Source organism: Bradyrhizobium sp. Ses1 (assembly GCF_059512365.1).
On the sequence record NZ_JCAMOQ010000039.1, the window covers coordinates 24,670 to 43,562 of the forward strand.

Genomic DNA, 18,893 nt, shown 5'->3' on the forward strand with positions numbered 1-18,893 from the left:
GTCTCTTGGAAGGTTGTTGAATGAACGGATCAGATCAGGAGCCCTGACCGCCGCACTTGTTGGTCTTGGTGTTCCAGTTGCCGCACTTCTTGCCGACCCAGTCGCCGATCAGGTCCCTGGAGCCCTCGAGCTCCTTCGACCAGGCATCGCCCGCGACGAGGCCGGGAGTCTTCCACACCACGTCGAACTGGCCGTTGCCCTTGATCTCGCCGATGAACACCGGCTTGGTGATGTGGTGGTTCGGCAGCATCTTGGAGACACCGCCGGTCAGGTTCGGCGCTTCGATGCCGGGCAGCGCGTCGATCACCTTGTCCGGATCGGTCGACTTCACCTTCTCGACCGCCTTCACCCACATGTTGAAGCCGATGTAGTGCGCTTCCATCGGGTCGTTGGTCACGCGCTTCGGATTCTTGGTGTAGGCCTGCCAGTCCTTGATGAACTTCTCGTTGGCGGGGGTCTTGATCGACTCGAAGTAGTTCCAGGCGGCGAGATGGCCGACCAGCGGCTTGGTGTCGATGCCGGCGAGTTCTTCCTCACCGACCGAGAACGCGACCACCGGGATGTCGGTCGCCTTGATGCCCTGGTTGCCGAGCTCCTTGTAGAAGGGAACGTTGGCGTCGCCGTTGATGGTGGAGACCACCGCCGTCTTCTTGCCGGCCGAGCCGAACTTCTTGATGTCGGCCACGATTGTCTGCCAGTCGCTATGACCGAACGGCGTGTAATTGATCATGATATCTTCCTGCTTGACGCCCTTCGACTTCAAGTAGGCTTCCAGGATCTTGTTGGTGGTGCGCGGATAGACGTAGTCGGTGCCCGCCAGCACCCAGCGCTTCACCTTCTCGTCCTTCATCAGGTAGTCGACCGCGGGGATCGCCTGCTGGTTCGGAGCAGCGCCGGTGTAGAACACGTTGCGCTCGGACTCTTCGCCCTCATACTGCACGGGGTAGAACAGGATGTTGTTCAGCTCCTTGAACACCGGAAGGACGGATTTGCGCGACACCGAGGTCCAGCAGCCGAACACGACCGCGACCTTGTCCTTGGTGATGAGTTCGCGCGCCTTTTCCGCGAACAGCGGCCAGTTCGATGCGGGATCGACGACGACAGCCTCGAGCTTCTTGCCGAGCACGCCGCCTTTCTTGTTCTGCTCGTCGATCAGGAAGAGAATCGTATCCTTCAGCGTGGTCTCGCTGATGGCCATGGTGCCGGAGAGTGAATGCAGGACGCCGATCTTGATGGTGTCGTCGGCCGCTTTGGCCGGAGAAAATGGCGACGACGCCAGGCCCAAAACCAGACCCGCGGCGGCCGCGAGCCAGCCGCGGCGGCTCAGCGTTGCTATATCGTGAGTAAGCTGTGTGATCATGAAATGTCATCTCCCTGACGCAGGCGTGAACGCATGCGAACGGCCCCACGGCCGCCTGCGACAAAAGGAATCGCAAGAACCATGCCACGGTGGAGGCACCGCTTAAGCCACTGCTGGCGCACCGCAATTTGGCGTTTCAGGAAGAATGCAGAGAACGGCTGCCCAATTATTAGGCAACAAAAATGTATGCCAAAGCGGCAATCAGTTCATTTTCTGAGCAATTAAACCGAGCTGGCTAAATTTCCGGCAGCCAATTGTGACGCTGTCGCGACATCGGACTCGCCCCTGCAATAGCAACTTCGCTCCCGAGGCCGACCCAATCCGAGGAGAGTTTACCTTGAAAGTGCCGCGTTCATGTTCCATATGACTGTATGTCCCGCGCGAATCGCCGGGTCGGCGCAAGCTTGCGTGTTCTAGGCCGCCTTGGTTCCAACCAGCCTCGGCGGCTTTTGGCTTGCCTTTGATCAGCCAACAGCACCGATGCCCCAAACACGCGGGTATCACTGATGCCCTCACGCGCCCGGCCAACATGGCCGGCGCGCCTGACGTTTTGATGGAAAGACCTCCCTTTTGACCTCCTTTCAGGATTTCGGCCTTGCCGATCCCATCGCCCGCGCGCTTCGGGAAGAGAACTACGTCACCCCCACTCCGATCCAGGCCCAGACCATTCCGCTCGCGCTCGAAGGCCGCGATGTGATCGGCATTGCGCAAACCGGCACTGGCAAGACCGCTTCCTTCGCGCTGCCGATCCTCAACCGGCTGCTGGAGAACCGCAGCAAGGTGCAGCCGAAGTCATGCCGCGTGCTGGTGCTCTCGCCGACCCGCGAATTGTCGGGGCAGATCCTCGACAGCTTCAATGCCTATGGCCGCCACATCCGCCTCTCTTCCGCGCTCGCGATCGGCGGCGTGCCGATGGGCCGGCAGGTCCGCTCGGTGATGCAGGGCGTCGAGGTCATGGTCGCCACCCCCGGCCGCCTGCTCGACCTCGTGCAGAGCAACGGCTTGAAGCTCAACCAGGTCGAGTTCCTGGTGCTCGATGAAGCCGACCGCATGCTCGACATGGGCTTCATCAACGACATCAGGAAGATCGTCGCCAAGCTGCCGCAGAAGCGACAGACGCTGTTCTTCTCGGCGACGATGCCGAAGGATATCGCCGAGCTCGCCGAAGCGATGCTGCGTGATCCGGCCCGCGTGGCGGTAACACCGGTGTCCTCGACCGCCGAGCGCGTCACGCAGCGCATCATCCAGGTCGATTTCACCGCCAAGCCCGCCATACTGGCGCAACTGCTGAAGCAGGAACCGGTCAACCGCGCGCTGGTGTTCACCCGCACCAAGCACGGTGCCGACAAGGTGGTGAAGGGGCTGGAGAAGGCCGGCATCGCGGCTAACGCTATACACGGCAACAAGTCGCAGAATCACCGCGAGCGCACGCTGGCGGCATTTCGTTCCGGCGAAATCCGCACCTTGGTCGCGACCGACATCGCCGCGCGCGGCATCGACGTCGACGGCATCAGCCATGTCGTCAATTACGACCTGCCCAACGTGCCGGAGACCTATGTGCACCGCATCGGCCGCACCGCACGCGCCGGCGCCGACGGCGTTGCAATCTCGCTGATCGCGGGCGCAGAGGAGATGGGATACTTGCGCGACATCGAACGGCTGATCCGGGTGGCGCTGCCGCGCGAAGATCGCCGTACACCGGGCAGTCGCGAGCAGGCGCCTGCTCCCGCCGCCCCACATCGGGCGGCTGGACGATCGGCTCAGCGCCCCCATCAGACCAGAGGAAATGAATCACCTCAGGCAGCAAAAGGCCCTCGCCGCCGCCGCCGTCGAGGTGGTAAGAATGGCGCGCCACAGGCGAACCGGGGCGAGTCGCCACGTCCGCCGCAGATCGGCAAGAGCGAGGGTAAGCAGGGCGGCATTCAAGGCGTCGCCTTCTTGCACCGCGAAAGCCGGGCGAAACCGCAGCCCAACCGCAACAACCAAACGCAGCACTAGCCGTCTATCGATTCTGGAGAACCACATGGCTAAGGAAGAGCTGATCCAGTTCGAGGGGCTGGTGACCGAAATCCTCCCCGACGCACGCTATCGCGTGCAACTCGATACCGGACACGAGATTGTCGCCTACACGGCCGGCAAGATGAAGAAGAACCGCATCAAGACGCTGGCCGGCGACCGGGTTACGATTGAAATGTCGCCCTACGACCTCGAGAAGGGGCGGCTGATTTTCCGTCACAAGGATGAACGCCCGAGTTCGCCCGGCGGCCCGCCACGCGGCCAGCCGCCACGGGGCGGCCAGTTCCGCCGCCGCTGACGTGCCCGAAGCCGTCCGGAATCGCGCACGACGCCCTGACGTCTTGCGCGATCCCTGCGGTTTCCACGTTCGAACGAAATCCGCGCACGTCAGGATTGTTTTAGGCCCGTTTTTCGCATAATATCGGGTTAATCGATTTTCGGCCGGACGACATTAGCCATCCACCGGTATCCCGGTTCGGCGCTGACGACCCTTCCAAAATTCGATCCACCAGCCTGCCACAAGCGGGCTTTGACTTGTCTATCTGAGAAGGGACTATCCCGTGAGCATGGGAACCGTGAAGTGGTTTAACGCAACCAAGGGCTACGGCTTCATTCAGCCCGATGACGGCGGCAACGACGTGTTCGTGCACATCAGCGCTGTCGAGCGCGCTGGCTTGGGCACGCTGCGCGAAGGCCAGAAGATCTCCTACGAGATCGTGTCCGATCGTCGGTCCGGCAAATCCGCCGCCGACAATCTGCGTTCGGCGGGCTGACCGACGACGGGCCTGCGTCCGCAGCGCCCATACGCATCAAGAACACTGAACAAAGAGAAGCCGCGCCGACCGCGCGGCTTTTCGCTTTAAGAAACCGGCGTGCAGCTACTGCTTGGCTTGGTGGGCGGCGGATAGTCGACGCAGGGCGACTGTCTCGGCCGGGTGTAGGCTTGGTCTTGCCATGGAATCTCGGTCTTGAGCACGTAACCAGTTAGCGACTTGTATTTGTAACTGACCTCGCTCCAGATCAGCCAGGTATTCGGTATCAATAACCCCGGTGGAACCGGTACCGTATCATTCGGCTTGTGCGGCGAATTCTGAAGCGCGGCTGTCGGCGAGCCGCTCATTGTGACGGTGGCCGACTGGCTCCACTGGATCTTCGCGATGCCGTTCTTGTCGATGAATACTTCCGAGACGGTCGCGGTCAGCGGTGTCAAGGAATAAGGCAACAGGATTGCTCCGCTCAGGGCGAAGACATTCTGCATGTCCGTGGTGGTGACGCTGTTCAGCGATTGCGACGTCAGGTCGGATGCCGCGCGCGCCACCAGCGCCAGCTTGCGCTGGATGGCGACGAAGGAGCTGACCTCGATCGTTCCGAAGACCAGCACCAGCATGATGGGCACGATCAGCGCGAACTCGGTCGCTGCCACGCCGCGGCAATCGTTGACGAGATTGCGGACCGTGCGGCGCACGTGCCAGATCGATGAGAGAAACCTCATTTTCATCGTTTCGCTCATGAGCATGTCGTCCCGCCATTTAGGAAGGGCTCGTTCCTGAAGACCGCGATTGCCGACAACAGGCGTTTGCTGCCATTCAGATTGGAGGGGTCGTAGCCGAGCACGTCTCCAAAGTTGAGCATCTTGGTGACGATGACGGGCCACTGATAGAACAACCTGGCCACGACGAAATTGCCGTCTTGGCCAGGACAGTATTTCATATCATCGATGAAGGCGCCGCCCGAACCGATCTGGTTAGGGATTTTGATCACGTTGACCTGCGGGTAACTACGAACGTCGACATAGATGCCCTTGCAGTCGAACATGAAACTGAGCTTGTGGGCGCAGACCGCATTCTTGAAGTCCTGCGGAGTGAGCGAGCCGCTTTGCGCCTGTCCGGTCAGGACCAAGCGCGCGGAATCCTGGGTGATCGTCTCGAGCACCTGGCCGGCGAAGAATATCAGCGCCGTCTCGATGATCGCAAACAACAACACGAAGAACACCGGAGCGACGAGGGCGAATTCGACGGCGGTTACGCCGCGACGATCGCGGCGAAACCGGCGCAACAATTTCCGGAAAGAGCCTGGAGGCTGTGACATCGGAGGAGTCTCGTAGCGGGGTGATGCCGCAACGATTATCTGAAACAGATTGTCGAAATGTTTCGTCGGATCGCGACAGCACGACCCGTTCCGTTAGGTCGGCGTTAAGCATGGGCGGACAGCGCAAGGCCGCCGCCGACGGCCTCTGCAGGTTTCGTTAGTTGGGGGACGCCGGTTTGGGGGCGGTCCCGCCCTGCCCGCTTGCCTGGGTGCTGAGCGAGCCGGCCTGATCGATCGTGGACTTGAAGTAGTTCTCGCCGTCGCCGAGCGTCACGCGGCGCTGGCAGATCGGCATGCAGCTATAGGATTCCCGCTCGATGCCGCGATAGACGGTGACGAGCTGGTCGCTCGGGCCCTGGACCTGGATCTGGCGGTCGACCAGGATCTCGCCATTGCGGTCCATCGCGATGAAATTGGTGGCGCCGTAACCCTTGCCCGTGACGACCACGACGCCGCCGGTCTGCAGCGTCACATCGGCGATCATGGGGTTGCCGACCACGATGGTGGCGATGCCGGTCGGGAGCTTGACGAGCTTGGCCTGGTCGACATTGACCTCGATCCGATCAGGATCGGCCGCGGCAAAGCTTGCGGAAGGCCATGCCGCGGCGGCGGCTGCGAGAAGGCTGAAGGCAAGACCCGCCAACGTGCGGACAAGCTCTGACTTGAACGACATACTCTACCCCGGGGCATTGACAAGCCGGCAACCGCGATACGCAGCGGAAGCGACACCCGACAGAGCTAAACTGACAACAATTCATGAACGAAGTGCAAAAAGCGCTTCCGCAATTTCATCCGCATTCATTTCCAGGAGGGACAAACGAACTGCCCGATGATCTAGCTTGTCGAACCGAGGTCTCCCCAGTGAGGATCAATCATGGGGCGGCTCGGACGCGATCGCTGCATTCTGGGCGTGGCGCGCCATAGAGGAGCACGATCGAGTCTCTCATCGAACCCAAGATATGTGCATTTTATCGATTGTCTTAAGCCCGCGTTGACTCTGCGTCGGAACTGTCAAATTTGGTACGATCTTTCTGCAATCGAATTAACTGCTGCGCAATTGTCGCACCCCTAGGTTCGCGTGCATGGTCACGGTGCTGAGAACGCCGGAGAGACCAAAACGCTAAGTTCGACCAGCCACGTGCACACCAGGAGTAATCTATGAAGAACCTCGTTTCGCGTTTCATTAAGGACGAATCGGGCGCGACCGCCATCGAATACGGTCTGATCGCCGCCCTCATTGCCGTCGTGATCATTGGCACCCTTCGAGTCATCGGCACCGATCTCAACGCCAAGTTGGTCCAAGTGGACAACGGGCTGAAGTAATCGGCTCTTTTCGGCACAGAGGCCCCGGCGATCCGGGGCCTTTGTCTTATTTCGTCGAGTTGAACCGCGAAAATATGCGTAGATCAACCGTTCCACGACTTGCGGCGACAAAGGCCTCCTTTCGCGCCGGTCATCTGAACGACGCATCCGCACAGATCGTCTGCGTCGCCCTGGCACTGGCAGTTATCACGCTCGCCTGGCGCATTGCGGCAGTTTGGTGACGTGCCGGCCTTCGCCGATTATTCATCTCTCGCGGCTAGATTCGAGGCGCCCCTCATCCTGACCGCTCGGGCTCGCGTAATCACATGATCCTCGACATTCTTCGCCTGCTGCTGTTTCCCGCACTGATGGCGTTCGCGGCTGCAAGCGACCTTGTCAGCATGACGATTTCAAACCGTGTGTCGCTGGCGCTCGTAGCAGGCTTCGTCGTGCTCGCGCTTGCGAGCGGCATGGGGCTCTACGAGGTGCTTTCGCATGCCGGTGCCGGCGCCGCCGTGCTCGCGGCTGGATTTGCCTGCTTTGCGTTCGGCTGGATTGGCGGCGGGGACGCCAAGGTTGCAGCCGGCGCTGCGCTCTGGTTCGGCTTCGATCATCTCCTGCCCTATCTGCTCTATGCGTCCGTATTCGGCGGCGCGCTGACGCTGCTGCTGCTCCAGTTCCGACGATGGCCGCTGCCCTACCCGCTGCTGGGCCAGGCCTGGCTGCTGCGGCTGCACGCCAAGGAGACCGGCATTCCCTACGGCATCGCGCTCGCGCTTGGCGCGCTCGTGATCTATCCCGAGACCGGGTGGATGAAGGCGGTCGACTTCGCGCATTTCGTAATGCGTTGAAAGGGCGGAAGTAACTGCCCGTTAAGGCGATTTAGATACGCCTCATTAACCATGCTTTGACGAATAGCTGGTCAACTGCCGATCACGGCGGCGGAACCGTCGCGTCGTCCTGTGGAAAGTGAAGCGTAATGAACACCGCACGCATTGTGGTCTTGGCTATCGCCGGCGTTGCCGGCCTCGCGGCCCTGTATCTGGCGAGCGGAAGCAATAACCAGCCCGCTCCCAAATCCCAGCCCGCGGCGCAACTGCCGACCATCGACATCCTCGTCGCGAAGTCCGACATCGGTCTCGGCCAGTCGGTCAAGGCCGACGATTTGCAGTGGCAGACCTGGCCGGCCTCGAGCGCGAGCGGCTCGTACATGCGGCGCGACGGCAAGGCCGACGCCATGAAGGACGTCATCGGCTCGATTGCCCGCGCCCCCTTCATCGCCGGCGAGCCGATCCGCGAGCAGAAGCTGGTGAAGGCCGATGGCAGTGGCTTCATGGCCGCGATCCTGCCGTCCGGCATGCGCGCGATTTCGACCGAAATCTCGCCGGAGACCGCTGCCGGCGGCTTCATCCTGCCGAACGACCGGGTCGACGTCATTCTCTCCCGGCGCGAGAAGAACCCGGACGGCCAGGGCGCCGACATCGTCAATTCGGAGATCATCCTGAGCAATGTCCGCGTGCTCGCGATCGACCAGGCGCCGAAGGAGAAGGACGGTACCAGCGCGCTGATCGGCAAGACCGTGACGCTCGAGCTCAAGCCCGAACAGGCGGAAACGCTGGCGCGTGCGCGCCAGAGCGGCACGCTGACGCTGGCGCTGCGCAGCATCGCCGACGTCAATATCGTCGAGGCCAACGCCGACAATCAAACACGCCGGCGCGGCCAAAGCATCAACGTCATCCGGTACGGCATCGCCAGCCCGCAAACGGTACAGAAGTGAGCGAAAGGGCGCAGGGAATGAAGGGCTGGGGGAATCGATCGATGATGCGGGCTTTCGTCGTTCGCGCCCTGTCGTTTTCGGCCGCCGTCGCCTTCACACTGAACCCGGTCCTGACGCCGGTGGTGGCGAGCGATTACCGCGTCGCGGCGCCGCCCGCGGCCGACGGCCAAGCCAGTGCGCGCTTCCTGTCGCTCGGGGTCGGCAAATCGGTCGTGATCGACCTGCCGCGCGACATCAAGGACGTGCTGGTAGCCGATCCCAAGATCGCCAATGCCGTGATCCGCTCCTCGCAGCGCGCCTACATCATCGGCGCCGCGGTCGGCCAGACCAACATCGTGTTCTTCGATTCTGCCGGCGCGCAGATCGCCGCCTATGACATCGCCGTTAAACGCGACCTCAATGGGGTACGCGCGGCGCTCCGCCAGGCGCTGCCGAATGCCGACATCCAGATCGACGGCGTCGGCGACGGCGTGGTGCTGACCGGTACGGCATCGAGCCCGATCGAGGCGCAGCAGGCCGGCGATCTCGCCGCGCGGCTTGCCGGCGGCCCTGAAAAGGTAGTCAATTCGATCGTGGTCCGCGGCCGCGACCAGGTGATGCTCAAGGTCACCGTCGCCGAGGTCGCGCGCAACATCATCAAGCAGCTCGGCATCGACCTCACCGCCAACCTGAACTACGGCACCGCGGTGGTGAGTTTCAGGAACGACAACCCCTTCACCGCCTTTGGTCGCCCGCTGCTGCCCAACAACACGGCGACAACCGCGTTCGGCGCCAGCCCCTCGGTATCGGCAACGCTGCGCGCGATGGAAAGCGCGGGCGTGGTGCGAACGCTGGCCGAGCCGAACCTGACGGCCATTTCCGGCGAGTCGGCCACCTTCATCGCCGGCGGCGAATTCCCGATCCCCGCAGGCTACTCCTGCGACCCCGTCACCCATGTCTGTATCACGCAGATCCAGTTCAAGAAATTCGGCATCTCCTTGAACTTCACTCCGGTCGTGCTGACCGAAGGCCGCATCAGCCTGCGGGTGATGACTGAAGTGTCCGAACTGTCGAACGACAATTCGATCACGCTCTCGCAATCCGTCACCGCCAATCAGGTGAACACGCTGACCATTCCTTCGATCAAGACCCGCCGCGCGGAAACGACCCTGGAAATCCCTTCCGGCGGCGCGATGGCGATGGCCGGCCTGATCCAGGAGCAAACCAAGCAGGCCATCAACGGCTTTCCGGGTCTTGCCCAACTGCCGATCCTCGGCACGCTGTTCCGCAGCCGCGACTTCGTCAACAACCAGACCGAGTTGATGGTGCTGGTGACCCCCTATGTCGTGCGCGCGGTGGCGCAGAAGGACCTGTCGCGACCGGATGACGGCTTTGCCAACGCCTCGGACCCGCAGGCCGACTTCCTCGGCAGCATCAACCGCATCTATGGCGTGCCGGGCCGTACCGAGCCGGGGCGAAATTACCGCGGCACCTACGGCTTCATTACCGACTGAGGCGGGACGATGACACCCAAGCTGACATCCAAACGTTCCGCCGATCGCAGCCGCGCCCTCGCCCGTCTCGGGGCACTGATCGGCATTGCCGTGGCGCTCGGTGCCTGCCGGCACACGGATGATTCGCCGCTCGCGAGCTATCCCGACGATTATCGTCTGCGCCATCCGATCGCAGTCCAGGAAGCCGACCGCTCCATCGTGGTGTTCGCCGGCAGCGGCCGCGGTGGCCTCACCGCCGAACAGCGCGCCGACGTGATGGGGCTGGCGCAGACCTGGCTGCGCGAAGGCACGGGCGCGATCAGCATCGACGCACCGGTCGGCACGCCGAATGCGCGCGCCGCCGCTGATTCCCTGCGTGAGATCCAGGCGACCTTCGCCGCCGCCGGCGTGCCGCCGCGCGCGGTCGCCGTGCGCCAGTATCACCCCGAGGATCCGCGCCATTTCGCGGCCATCAGGATCAACTATGCGCGGATCTCGGCGGTGGCCGGCCCCTGCGGCACCTGGCCGGAGGACCTCGGACCGTCGATCAACAACAAGAGCTATTTCGACAACAAGCCCTATTACAATTTCGGCTGTGCCTACCAGCGCAACCTCGCCGCCATGGTCGACAATCCGAGTGACCTCGTGCAACCGCGCGCGGAGACGCCGCCATACACCGAGCGGCGTGACATCGCCTTCGCGAAATACCGGAAGGGCACCTCGACGACGACCACCTATCCCGAGGCCGACAAGGCCAAGCTGAGCGATGTGGGCAAATGATCAGCTACGCGCGCCAGAATTCCGACGCCCAACCTGATGTCCCGCCGCCGACGGAGGAGCATATCGCGCCGGCGCCGCGGGTGTCGGTGCAGGCATTCTGCGACACGGTGGAGACCGCCGCCGCGGTGCAGTCGGCCGGCGAGGACCGCAGGCTCGCCAAGGCGCATCTGAAGATCCAGATGGGCGGCATGGCCGCCGCCATCGAGGCCTATCGCTCGGCGCCGACGCCAAACGTCATCATCCTGGAAACCGCGGCCAATGGCGACATCCTCGGCGGTCTCGACCAACTTGCCGCGGTCTGCGACGCCGGCACGCGCGTGATCGTGATCGGACGCCTCAACGATGTCGCGCTCTATCGCGAGTTGGTGCGCCGCGGCGTCAGCGACTACATGATCGCGCCTGTTGTCGCCATCGACGTGGTGCGCTCGGTCTGCAACCTGTTCTCGGCGCCGGAGGCCAAGGCGGTCGGGCGCATCCTTGCCGTGGTCGGCGCCAAGGGCGGCGTCGGCGCGTCCACGGTGGCGCATAACGTCGCCTGGGCGATCGCGCGCGACCTGGCGCTGGATTCCGTCGTCGCCGATCTCGATCTCGCCTTCGGCACCGCCGGCCTCGACTACAACCAGGATCCGCCGCAGGGAATCGCCGAGGCCGTGTTCTCGCCCGACCGCGTCGACACCGCCTTCATCGATCGGTTGCTGTCGAAATGCACCGATCACTTGAGCCTGCTGGCGGCGCCGGCCACACTCGATCGCGTCTACGATTTCGGCGCCGAGGCGTTCGATGCGATCTTCGACACGCTTCGCACCACCATGCCCTGCACCGTGCTCGACGTCCCCCACCAATGGTCGGGCTGGACCAAGCGGGCACTGATCGCCGCCGACGACATCCTGGTGGTCGCAGTCCCCGACCTTGCCAACCTTCGCAACACCAAGAACCTGGTCGACCTCTTGAAGGCCTCGCGGCCGAACGACCGCGCGCCGCTCTACTGCCTCAACCAGGTCGGCGTGCCGAAGCGCCCCGAGATCAACGCCGCCGAATTCGCCAAGGCGATCGAAGCCGAGCCGATCGCAACGATTCCGTTCGATCCGCAGATCTTCGGCTCGGCCGCCAATAACGGCCAGATGATCGCGGAGATCTCCGCCAATCATCGCACCATCGAGATGTTCCTTCAGATCGCGCAGCGGCTGACGGGCCGCGGCGAGACCAAGAAAACCAAAGGGTCGTTCCTGTCGCCCCTGCTGGGGAAGCTGCGGGCGAAATAGCCGCTCTGGAGTAGAGTCGTGTTTGGTAAGCGTAGCGCAAATGACAGTGACGTGCGGGCACTGAGGCCCGCTGCTCACGCGCCGGAACCGTCGGCCGCAGCCACGCCGGCGCGCGAGATGGCGCCTCCGACCATGCCTTCGCCCCCGATCGCCCCGCCCAAGCCGCCGCCGGCGCCGACCGTCGACACGCGCCGGTCCGACACGTACTACCAGGTCAAGGCCACCATCTTCGGCGCGCTGATCGAGGCAATCGATCTCGCCCAGCTCGCCAAGCTCGACGGCGACTCCGCGCGCGAGGAAATCCGCGACATCGTCAACGAGATCATCGCGATCAAGAACATCGTGATGTCGATCGCCGAGCAGGAGGACCTGCTCGACGACATCTGCAACGACGTGCTCGGCTACGGCCCGCTCGAGCCGCTGTTGTCGCGCGACGACATCGCCGACATCATGGTCAACGGCGCCGGCACGGTTTACATCGAGGTCGGCGGCAAGATCCAGCGCACCGGCATCCGCTTCCGCGACAACCAGCAGCTTCTCAACATCTGCCAGCGCATCGTCAGCCAGGTCGGCCGCCGCGTCGACGAGTCTTCGCCGATCTGCGACGCGCGTCTCGCCGACGGCTCGCGCGTCAACGCCATCGTGCCGCCGCTCGCGATCGACGGGCCCGCGCTCACCATTCGTAAATTCAAGAAGGACAAGCTGACGCTGGAGCAGCTCGTCAAGTTCGGCGCAATCACGCCGGAAGGCGCAAGCATCCTGCAGATCATCGGCCGCGTTCGTTGCAACGTCTTGATTTCCGGCGGTACCGGTTCGGGCAAGACCACCCTGCTGAACTGCCTGACCAACTATATCGAGCACGACGAGCGCATCATCACCTGCGAGGACGCCGCCGAGCTGCAACTGCAGCAGCCGCACGTGGTCCGGCTGGAGACCAGGCCGCCCAACATCGAAGGCGAAGGCCAGGTCACGATGCGCGAACTGGTCCGCAACTGCCTGCGTATGCGCCCCGAGCGCATCATCGTCGGCGAGGTCCGCGGACCGGAGGCGTTCGACCTGTTGCAGGCGATGAACACCGGCCACGACGGCTCGATGGGCACGCTGCACGCCAACAACCCGCGCGAGGCGCTGTCGCGCTGCGAATCCATGATCACGATGGGTGGCTTCGCGCTGCCCTCGCGCACGATCCGAGAGATGATCTGCGCTTCGATCGACGTCATCATCCAGGCGGCGCGCCTGCGCGACGGCTCCCGCCGCATCACCCACATCACCGAGGTGATGGGCATGGAAGGCGACACCATCATCACGCAGGACGTCTTCCTGTATGACATCGTCGGCGAAGACGCCAACGGCAAGATCATCGGCCGGCATCGTTCGACCGGCATCGGCCGGCCGAAATTCTGGGAGCGCGCCCGCTACTACAACGAGGAGAATCGCCTGGCCGCTGCGCTCGACGCCGCCGAAGCGCCGCCGCCGGCATAAGGAAGCCGATGATGAACCTGCAATCGCTTGCCCTCGCCTTCCTCGCGGCAACCGCGGTCGGTGGCCTCGGCTGGGTCTTCCTCTATCCTTTGCTGTCGGGGGAGAAGCAGGCGGAAGCGCGCCGCGCCTCGATCGGCCGTTCCGAACCCGCAACCGTTCGGCAGGCCGAACGAACCCAGCGTTCGCGCCGCGAGCAGGTCGAAGGAACCTTGCGCGAGCTCGACGCGCGACGGCAGAAGGAGGCGAAGCTTCCGCTGAGCAAGCGCCTGACCCAGGCCGGCCTCGACTGGACGCCTCAGAAGTACTGGATCATTTCCGCCGTCCTTGCAGCGATCGGCTTTGCGCTCTCCTACGTGATCGGCGGCGGACTGCTCGGCGCAGTAGGCATTGCCTTCGCCGCCGGCTTCGGACTGCCGCGCTGGCTGATCGGCTACCTGAAAAAGCGCCGTGAGGCAGCGTTCCTCAAGGCGCTCCCCGACGCAGTCGACGTGATCGTGCGCGGCATCAAAGCCGGACTGCCGTTGTTTGAATCGCTCAAGGTGGTCGCCAGCGACTCGCCTGAACCGCTCAAGAGCGAGTTCAAGGCAATCATCGAGACACAGACCATCGGCATGCCGCTCGGCGATGCCTGCGCCCGCCTCTACGAGAGCATGCCGCTGCCAGAAGCGAACTTCTTCGGTATCGTGGTCTCGATCCAGCAAAAATCCGGCGGCAATCTCTCGGAAGCGCTTGGCAACCTCTCCCGCGTGCTGCGCGACCGCAAGAAGATGAAAGAGAAGATCAAGGCGATGTCGATGGAAGCCAAGGCTTCCGCAAGCATCATCGGCGCACTGCCCCCGACCGTCATGATGCTCGTCTATATCACGGCACCCGATTACATCTCCCTGCTGTGGACCCATTCGACCGGCCAACTGATGCTGGTCGCCTGCGTGCTCTGGATGAGCATCGGCGTCTTCGTGATGAAGAAGATGATTAATTTCGATTTCTGATGGGTGAAGCATGATTGATCTTCTGGCCAGCAAGCTCCACGACGTCAGGTTCATGACCATGCTGCTTGCGGCGATCGCCGTGAGCGCAACCTGCTACTCGCTGATCATGCCGTTGTTCGCCGGCGAGAATCTGCAGAAGCGGATGAAGGCGGTGGCGAGCGAACGCGAGCGCATCCGCCAGCGCGAGCGCGAGCGGATGGCCAAATCGGAGAAAGCGTCGCTGCGACAGGCGCCGAGGCAGTTCGTCTCCAAGGTCGTGGAAGACCTCAACCTGAGCAAATGGGTGGCGCAGGAGAGCGCTCGCGACAAGCTCATCATGGCCGGCTATCGCGGCAACGCACCCTACATCACCTTTCTGTTCTTCCGTGCCCTGACGCCGATCGCCATGCTGGTCGGCGCCGCACTGTATGTTTTCGTGATTGCGAAACTGGAGGGCTCGATGCTGATGAATATCGGCATCTGCCTCGGCGCGGCGTATCTCGGATTGCAGGCGCCCATGCTGTTCCTGAAGAACGCCATCACCAAGCGTCAGCTTTCGATCAGGCGCGCTTTCCCCGATGCACTCGACCTGCTCTTGATCTGCGTCGAGTCCGGCATGTCGGTCGAGGTCGCTTTCAGGAGAGTCGCAACCGAGATCGTCGGGCAATCGGTCGCGCTGTCCGAAGAGTTCACGCTCACCACGGCGGAGCTCTCCTACCTGCAGGACCGCAAGACGGCCTATGAAAACCTTGCTGCCCGCACCGGGCTCGAGAGCGTGAAGTCGGTCTGCCTGGCGCTGCAGCAGTCCGAGCGCTACGGCACGCCGCTCGGCCAGAGCCTGCGCGTGATGGCACAGGAAAATCGCGACATGCGCATGTCGGAGGCCGAGAAGAAAGCTGCCGCGCTGCCGCCGAAACTGACGGTGCCGATGATCCTGTTCTTCCTGCCCTGCCTCTTCATCGTCATTCTCGGACCGAGCTACATCAGGATCACCGAGCTGCACTGAACCGGTTGCGCGCGTCCCCGCGAGGGCGTTTTCGAGCGAAGTGGATACCGGTGCGCGTGATGAAAACGCGTCAAATCAAGAATCTAGAGCTTCGGTTCTGATTCAATCAGAACCGAAAATGCTCGAGAGATCTGGAGCTGGAACGCCTGAGACGGATCAGTCGTCGCGCGCGACGATCGGCACCGGTTTCGCCGCTGCGGTTCGCGGATTGTCCCGGCCCTTCAGCATGTCGCGGAGGTAGGCGACATTGGCGGCGGCTTCGTCCGCCGGCAGGTCGGCCTTGACGATATTCTCGGCTTCCGCGAACCGGCCCTGCAAGCCGACCACCAGGGCAAAGTTCTGCCGCACCCGGCTGTCGGCCCGGCTGCTGGCATAGGCACGGCGCAGATTCTCTTCCGCCTTGGGCAGGTCGCGGCTCAGCATGTAGGACAGGCCGAGATTGGACAGCACGGACGGTTCGTCCGGCGCGAGGCGCAGCGCGCTCGCATAATAGCGGCGCGCCTCGTCATGCCGGCCAAGCCTGTCGAGCGTGGTTCCCTGCACCGACAGGATGCGCCAATCGGGGTTGTCGGGTGAGTGCGCGCGGCTCAGCACGTCGAACGCCGCCTGCGCATTGCCGTTGTCGGCAAGCGCCCGGCCGTAGGCTGCGAGCAGTGGCCGGTTGCCGGGATTGGCGATGGTGGCCTGTTCCAGCATCGCGACCGCCTGCGCCCGCTGTCCGGTCGTGCGCAGCGCCTGACCGTAACCGATCGCGGCTTCGACATCCTTCGGATTGGCGCGATAGCGCTCGCCATAGAATTCGACGGCGCGGCGCGGGTCATCCGGCGCGGCTGCGGCAGTCCTCGTCCGCGTGGTGAGGGAGCCCGCGACGTCGGAGAGCGTCTGGCAGCCGCCAAGACTTGCCGCCAGCAGCGCCGAAAGGGCAGCCGACGCGAGCGCGCGGGCAAGACTGGACTGTCGACGCATGGCGCTTTAACTCACAATTTCGCGCGAAGAGAACGAGCCGAATGCACCAGCAATAGACTGTTAACCCTAACGTCTGGTTAATTAGGCAGCGCCACTGCCATTGATGAGAGTCGCATGCCATCCATCTTCGAAACTGCATCCGTGTCGAACGCCATTCCCATCACCTTCGTCACCAAATCGAACTGGGAGCAGATCCGCGAGACGCTTCCCGCGCATGCGCGGCAGTTCGCGCAGGCCAATGGCTTTGCGGCCAGGCCCGGCAAATATCTCGCCCTTCCGGCGCCCGACGGTTCGCTCGCACAGGTGCTGTTCGGACTTGAGGATGAGGCAAGCCGGTCGCGCGATCCGTTCCGGCCGGGCAGCCTGCCCGGATTGCTGCCATCAGGCGTTTACCGCTTCGCCAATGCGCCGCACGATACGCGGCTCGCCGCACTCGCCTTTGCGCTCGGCAGCTACCGTTTCGGCCGCTATCGCAAGGCGGAAGCGCCCGACGTGCAGCTGGTGCCGCCGGATGGCGTCGACGCGGCAGACCTGGCGCGCATGGTGGAGGCCGCATGCCTGGCGCGCGACCTCATCAACACGCCCTCGAACGACATGGGGCCGCAAGAGCTGGCGCAGGCGGCGGAGCAGGTCGCGGCGCGGTTCGGCGCCACTTTCAACTGCATCATCGGCGACGAGCTGGTGCGACAGAATTTTCCGCTGGTCCACGCCGTCGGCATGGCGTCGAACCGCGCGCCGCGCCTGATCGATTTCACCTGGGGCAACCCCGATCACCCTAAGGTGACGCTGGTCGGCAAGGGCGTCTGCTTCGACACCGGCGGGCTCGATCTGAAACCATCGAGCGGCATGCTCATCATGAAGAAGGACATGGGCGGCGCCGCCAATGTGCTGGCGCTGGCACAGATGGTGATGGATGCGAAGCTCAAGATACGGCTGCGCGTGCTGATCCCCGCGGTCGAGAATGCGGTCGCGGGCAACGCTTTCCGCCCGCTCGACATCTTCACCTCGCGCAAGGGGCTGACCGTCGAGATCGGCAACACCGACGCCGAGGGACGGCTGGTGCTTGCCGACGCGCTGGCGCTCGCCGATGAGGAGAAGCCGGATCTCCTGATCGATTTGGGTACGCTGACCGGCGCCGCGCGCGTAGCGTTGGGGCCGGACCTGCCGCCATTCTATACGCAGGACGATACGCTGGCCGCGGAGGTGGCGGCGCATGCGAGAGCGGAGCATGATCCATTATGGCGCATGCCGCTATGGCCTGCCTACGATGCCTGGCTGGATTCGAAGACCGCCGACATCACCAACGCGCCGTCGGGCACCTTCGCCGGTTCGATCACGTGCGCGCTGTTCCTGCAGCGCTTCGTCGAGCACGCCGAACGCTGGCTGCATGTCGATATCTACGGCTGGACTCCCAGCGCGAAACCGGCGCGGCCCGAGGGCGGCGAATGCCAGGCGGCGCGCGCGATCTACAAACTGTTGAGCCAGCGCTATGGATGATCCGCGCCTGACACCTTCCCGCGGCGACATCGCAGCCAAATATCTCGAAGGCAAGGTGCGCGCTGAGCGCTTCGTTGCGGGCGAGGAGTTCGAGATCGCGCACGCACTCGCACCGCTCCGCGACGGCCCCCGCTCCGACGCTACGCTGCTGACGCAGGCTCTGAAGGGCGAGCGCGTCACCATCTATGACCGCAACAGCGAGGGATTCGCCTGGGGCCAGCTTGGCAGCGACGGCTATGTCGGCTGGCTGCCCGACGCCGCGCTGGCAAAACCTTCCGCCGCGCCGACCCACAAGGTGACGGCGCTGCGGACTTTTGCGTTCCCCGGTCCCTCGATCAAGCTACCGCCGGTCGAGACGCTGTCGCTCGGCGCCAGACTGAACGTCGCGCGCGAGGACGGCACGTTCGCGGTGACGCGCGAGGGCTGGTATCTGCCGCGCCGCCATGTCGGCAGCATCGAGGGGATCGAGGATGATTTCGTCACCGTGGCCGAACGTTTCGTCGGCACGCCCTATCTCTGGGGCGGCAAGAGCAGCCTCGGTATCGATTGCTCCGGCCTGGTGCAGGTCGCGCTGACCGCCGCCGGCACCGGCTGTCCGCGCGACAGCGACATGCAGCAGCAAGGCCTCGGGCGCGAGCTGAGCGCGGCGGAAGCAAAGAAACTGCAACGCGGCGACCTGATCTTCTGGAAGGGCCATGTCGCCATCGTGCGCGATGCGACCACGATCGTGCATGCCAATGCGCATCACATGGCAACCGTGATCGAGCACACCACGGAAGCCATCGCCCGCATCAAGGCCGCCGGCAACGACGTGGTCGCGATCAAGCGGCTTTAACTCGTAGCCCGGGTGGAGCGCAGCGCAACCCGGGACAGCTGCTTCAAGGTCCCACCGGCGGACCCCGGGTTATGGACTAACG

At 63.5% G+C, this 18,893-nt stretch carries 19 protein-coding genes; 14 read left to right on the forward strand and 5 right to left on the reverse strand.

The window, feature by feature from the left end:
* Positions 1–34: 34 nt before the first annotated feature.
* Entirely contained in the window at positions 35–1,360 is a 1,326-nt protein-coding gene (gene urtA / locus AC5ZG5_RS32295) for an urea ABC transporter substrate-binding protein (protein WP_456643538.1), read from the reverse strand.
* 570 nt (positions 1,361–1,930) lie between these two features.
* On the opposite strand from urtA, the gene AC5ZG5_RS32300 reads away from it, so the two are divergent.
* The 3 genes from AC5ZG5_RS32300 to AC5ZG5_RS32310 all read left to right on the forward strand — a co-directional run bounded on the left by AC5ZG5_RS32300 (position 1,931) and on the right by AC5ZG5_RS32310 (position 4,149).
* Positions 1,931–3,358 carry a DEAD/DEAH box helicase gene (locus AC5ZG5_RS32300; RefSeq protein ID WP_456643539.1) on the forward strand — a complete coding sequence of 476 codons (1,428 nt, stop codon included), beginning with the start codon at positions 1,931–1,933 and terminating at the stop codon, positions 3,356–3,358.
* Positions 3,359–3,383: 25 nt separating this feature from the next.
* Positions 3,384–3,674, forward strand: a complete 291-nt coding sequence (infA, locus tag AC5ZG5_RS32305) for a translation initiation factor IF-1 (protein WP_027579226.1) — start codon at positions 3,384–3,386, stop codon at positions 3,672–3,674.
* A gap of 262 nt (positions 3,675–3,936) precedes the next feature.
* On the forward strand, positions 3,937–4,149 hold the full coding sequence (locus tag AC5ZG5_RS32310) for a cold-shock protein (RefSeq protein WP_028165110.1): 213 nt from the start codon (positions 3,937–3,939) through the stop codon (positions 4,147–4,149).
* A gap of 86 nt (positions 4,150–4,235) precedes the next feature.
* On the opposite strand, the gene AC5ZG5_RS32315 is transcribed toward AC5ZG5_RS32310, so the two are convergent.
* The 3 genes from AC5ZG5_RS32315 to AC5ZG5_RS32325 form a co-directional block, all read right to left on the reverse strand.
* Complete coding sequence (locus AC5ZG5_RS32315) at positions 4,236–4,868, reverse strand: TadE/TadG family type IV pilus assembly protein (protein ID WP_496165488.1); 633 nt, start codon at positions 4,866–4,868, stop codon at positions 4,236–4,238.
* Positions 4,869–4,882: 14 nt separating this feature from the next.
* Complete coding sequence (locus AC5ZG5_RS32320) at positions 4,883–5,464, reverse strand: TadE/TadG family type IV pilus assembly protein (RefSeq protein ID WP_456643541.1); 582 nt, start codon at positions 5,462–5,464, stop codon at positions 4,883–4,885.
* Between the two features lie 157 nt (positions 5,465–5,621).
* Positions 5,622–6,137 carry a pilus assembly protein N-terminal domain-containing protein gene (locus tag AC5ZG5_RS32325; RefSeq protein ID WP_456643542.1) on the reverse strand — a complete coding sequence of 172 codons (516 nt, stop codon included), beginning with the start codon at positions 6,135–6,137 and terminating at the stop codon, positions 5,622–5,624.
* A gap of 485 nt (positions 6,138–6,622) precedes the next feature.
* On the opposite strand from AC5ZG5_RS32325, the gene AC5ZG5_RS32330 reads away from it, so the two are divergent.
* The 9 genes from AC5ZG5_RS32330 to AC5ZG5_RS32370 all read left to right on the forward strand — a co-directional run bounded on the left by AC5ZG5_RS32330 (position 6,623) and on the right by AC5ZG5_RS32370 (position 15,513).
* Entirely contained in the window at positions 6,623–6,787 is a 165-nt protein-coding gene (locus AC5ZG5_RS32330) for a Flp family type IVb pilin (protein WP_063623388.1), read from the forward strand.
* Between the two features lie 305 nt (positions 6,788–7,092).
* Positions 7,093–7,617: an A24 family peptidase gene (locus AC5ZG5_RS32335; RefSeq protein ID WP_028165106.1), complete on the forward strand. Its 525-nt coding sequence runs from the start codon at positions 7,093–7,095 to the stop codon at positions 7,615–7,617.
* Between the two features lie 128 nt (positions 7,618–7,745).
* Entirely contained in the window at positions 7,746–8,543 is a 798-nt protein-coding gene (gene cpaB / locus AC5ZG5_RS32340) for a Flp pilus assembly protein CpaB (RefSeq protein ID WP_028165105.1), read from the forward strand.
* A 41-nt stretch (positions 8,544–8,584) separates the two neighbouring features.
* Positions 8,585–10,036, forward strand: a complete 1,452-nt coding sequence (locus tag AC5ZG5_RS32345; protein ID WP_456643543.1) for a type II and III secretion system protein family protein — start codon at positions 8,585–8,587, stop codon at positions 10,034–10,036.
* Positions 10,037–10,045: 9 nt separating this feature from the next.
* A complete protein-coding gene (locus AC5ZG5_RS32350; protein ID WP_456643544.1) occupies positions 10,046–10,795 on the forward strand; it encodes a CpaD family pilus assembly protein in 750 nt (249 codons plus the stop codon).
* Complete coding sequence (locus AC5ZG5_RS32355; RefSeq protein ID WP_208824117.1) at positions 10,792–12,057, forward strand: CpaE/TadZ family protein; 1,266 nt, start codon at positions 10,792–10,794, stop codon at positions 12,055–12,057. The genes AC5ZG5_RS32350 and AC5ZG5_RS32355 overlap by 4 nt, the downstream gene beginning before the upstream one ends.
* 18 nt (positions 12,058–12,075) lie before the next feature.
* Positions 12,076–13,539, forward strand: coding sequence for a TadA family conjugal transfer-associated ATPase (locus AC5ZG5_RS32360; protein ID WP_456643545.1), 1,464 nt, complete (start codon positions 12,076–12,078; stop codon positions 13,537–13,539).
* A gap of 11 nt (positions 13,540–13,550) precedes the next feature.
* The gene (locus AC5ZG5_RS32365; protein WP_456643546.1) at positions 13,551–14,528 is read left to right on the forward strand and encodes a type II secretion system F family protein; all 978 of its coding nucleotides are present in this window, start codon (positions 13,551–13,553) and stop codon (positions 14,526–14,528) included.
* A gap of 10 nt (positions 14,529–14,538) precedes the next feature.
* Positions 14,539–15,513 (forward strand): type II secretion system F family protein, encoded by a 975-nt coding sequence (locus tag AC5ZG5_RS32370; protein WP_130228515.1) that lies wholly within the window; start codon positions 14,539–14,541, stop codon positions 15,511–15,513.
* 156 nt (positions 15,514–15,669) lie between these two features.
* Here AC5ZG5_RS32370 and AC5ZG5_RS32375 read toward each other — a convergent pair whose 3' ends face one another.
* Positions 15,670–16,479 carry a tetratricopeptide repeat protein gene (locus tag AC5ZG5_RS32375; protein ID WP_456643547.1) on the reverse strand — a complete coding sequence of 270 codons (810 nt, stop codon included), beginning with the start codon at positions 16,477–16,479 and terminating at the stop codon, positions 15,670–15,672.
* A gap of 114 nt (positions 16,480–16,593) precedes the next feature.
* Between AC5ZG5_RS32375 and AC5ZG5_RS32380 the strand changes: the two genes are divergently transcribed.
* Both AC5ZG5_RS32380 and AC5ZG5_RS32385 read left to right on the forward strand, forming a co-directional pair.
* Positions 16,594–17,976 carry a leucyl aminopeptidase family protein gene (locus AC5ZG5_RS32380; RefSeq protein ID WP_456643548.1) on the forward strand — a complete coding sequence of 461 codons (1,383 nt, stop codon included), beginning with the start codon at positions 16,594–16,596 and terminating at the stop codon, positions 17,974–17,976.
* Positions 17,969–18,811 carry a C40 family peptidase gene (locus AC5ZG5_RS32385; RefSeq protein WP_456643549.1) on the forward strand — a complete coding sequence of 281 codons (843 nt, stop codon included), beginning with the start codon at positions 17,969–17,971 and terminating at the stop codon, positions 18,809–18,811. The genes AC5ZG5_RS32380 and AC5ZG5_RS32385 overlap by 8 nt, the downstream gene beginning before the upstream one ends.
* Positions 18,812–18,893 lie beyond the last annotated feature (82 nt).

Coding starts and splice junctions, on each gene's coding strand:
- urtA (WP_456643538.1), bottom strand. CDS start 1,360: ATGATCACACAGCTTACTCACGATATAGCAACGCTGAGCCGCCGCGGC.
- infA (WP_027579226.1), top strand. CDS start 3,384: ATGGCTAAGGAAGAGCTGATCCAGTTCGAGGGGCTGGTGACCGAAATC.
- AC5ZG5_RS32315 (WP_496165488.1), bottom strand. CDS start 4,868: ATGAGGTTTCTCTCATCGATCTGGCACGTGCGCCGCACGGTCCGCAAT.
- AC5ZG5_RS32320 (WP_456643541.1), bottom strand. CDS start 5,464: ATGTCACAGCCTCCAGGCTCTTTCCGGAAATTGTTGCGCCGGTTTCGC.
- AC5ZG5_RS32325 (WP_456643542.1), bottom strand. CDS start 6,137: ATGTCGTTCAAGTCAGAGCTTGTCCGCACGTTGGCGGGTCTTGCCTTC.
- AC5ZG5_RS32330 (WP_063623388.1), top strand. CDS start 6,623: ATGAAGAACCTCGTTTCGCGTTTCATTAAGGACGAATCGGGCGCGACC.
- AC5ZG5_RS32335 (WP_028165106.1), top strand. CDS start 7,093: ATGATCCTCGACATTCTTCGCCTGCTGCTGTTTCCCGCACTGATGGCG.
- cpaB (WP_028165105.1), top strand. CDS start 7,746: ATGAACACCGCACGCATTGTGGTCTTGGCTATCGCCGGCGTTGCCGGC.
- AC5ZG5_RS32345 (WP_456643543.1), top strand. CDS start 8,585: ATGATGCGGGCTTTCGTCGTTCGCGCCCTGTCGTTTTCGGCCGCCGTC.
- AC5ZG5_RS32350 (WP_456643544.1), top strand. CDS start 10,046: ATGACACCCAAGCTGACATCCAAACGTTCCGCCGATCGCAGCCGCGCC.
- AC5ZG5_RS32355 (WP_208824117.1), top strand. CDS start 10,792: ATGATCAGCTACGCGCGCCAGAATTCCGACGCCCAACCTGATGTCCCG.
- AC5ZG5_RS32365 (WP_456643546.1), top strand. CDS start 13,551: ATGAACCTGCAATCGCTTGCCCTCGCCTTCCTCGCGGCAACCGCGGTC.
- AC5ZG5_RS32370 (WP_130228515.1), top strand. CDS start 14,539: ATGATTGATCTTCTGGCCAGCAAGCTCCACGACGTCAGGTTCATGACC.
- AC5ZG5_RS32375 (WP_456643547.1), bottom strand. CDS start 16,479: ATGCGTCGACAGTCCAGTCTTGCCCGCGCGCTCGCGTCGGCTGCCCTT.
- AC5ZG5_RS32380 (WP_456643548.1), top strand. CDS start 16,594: ATGCCATCCATCTTCGAAACTGCATCCGTGTCGAACGCCATTCCCATC.
- AC5ZG5_RS32385 (WP_456643549.1), top strand. CDS start 17,969: ATGGATGATCCGCGCCTGACACCTTCCCGCGGCGACATCGCAGCCAAA.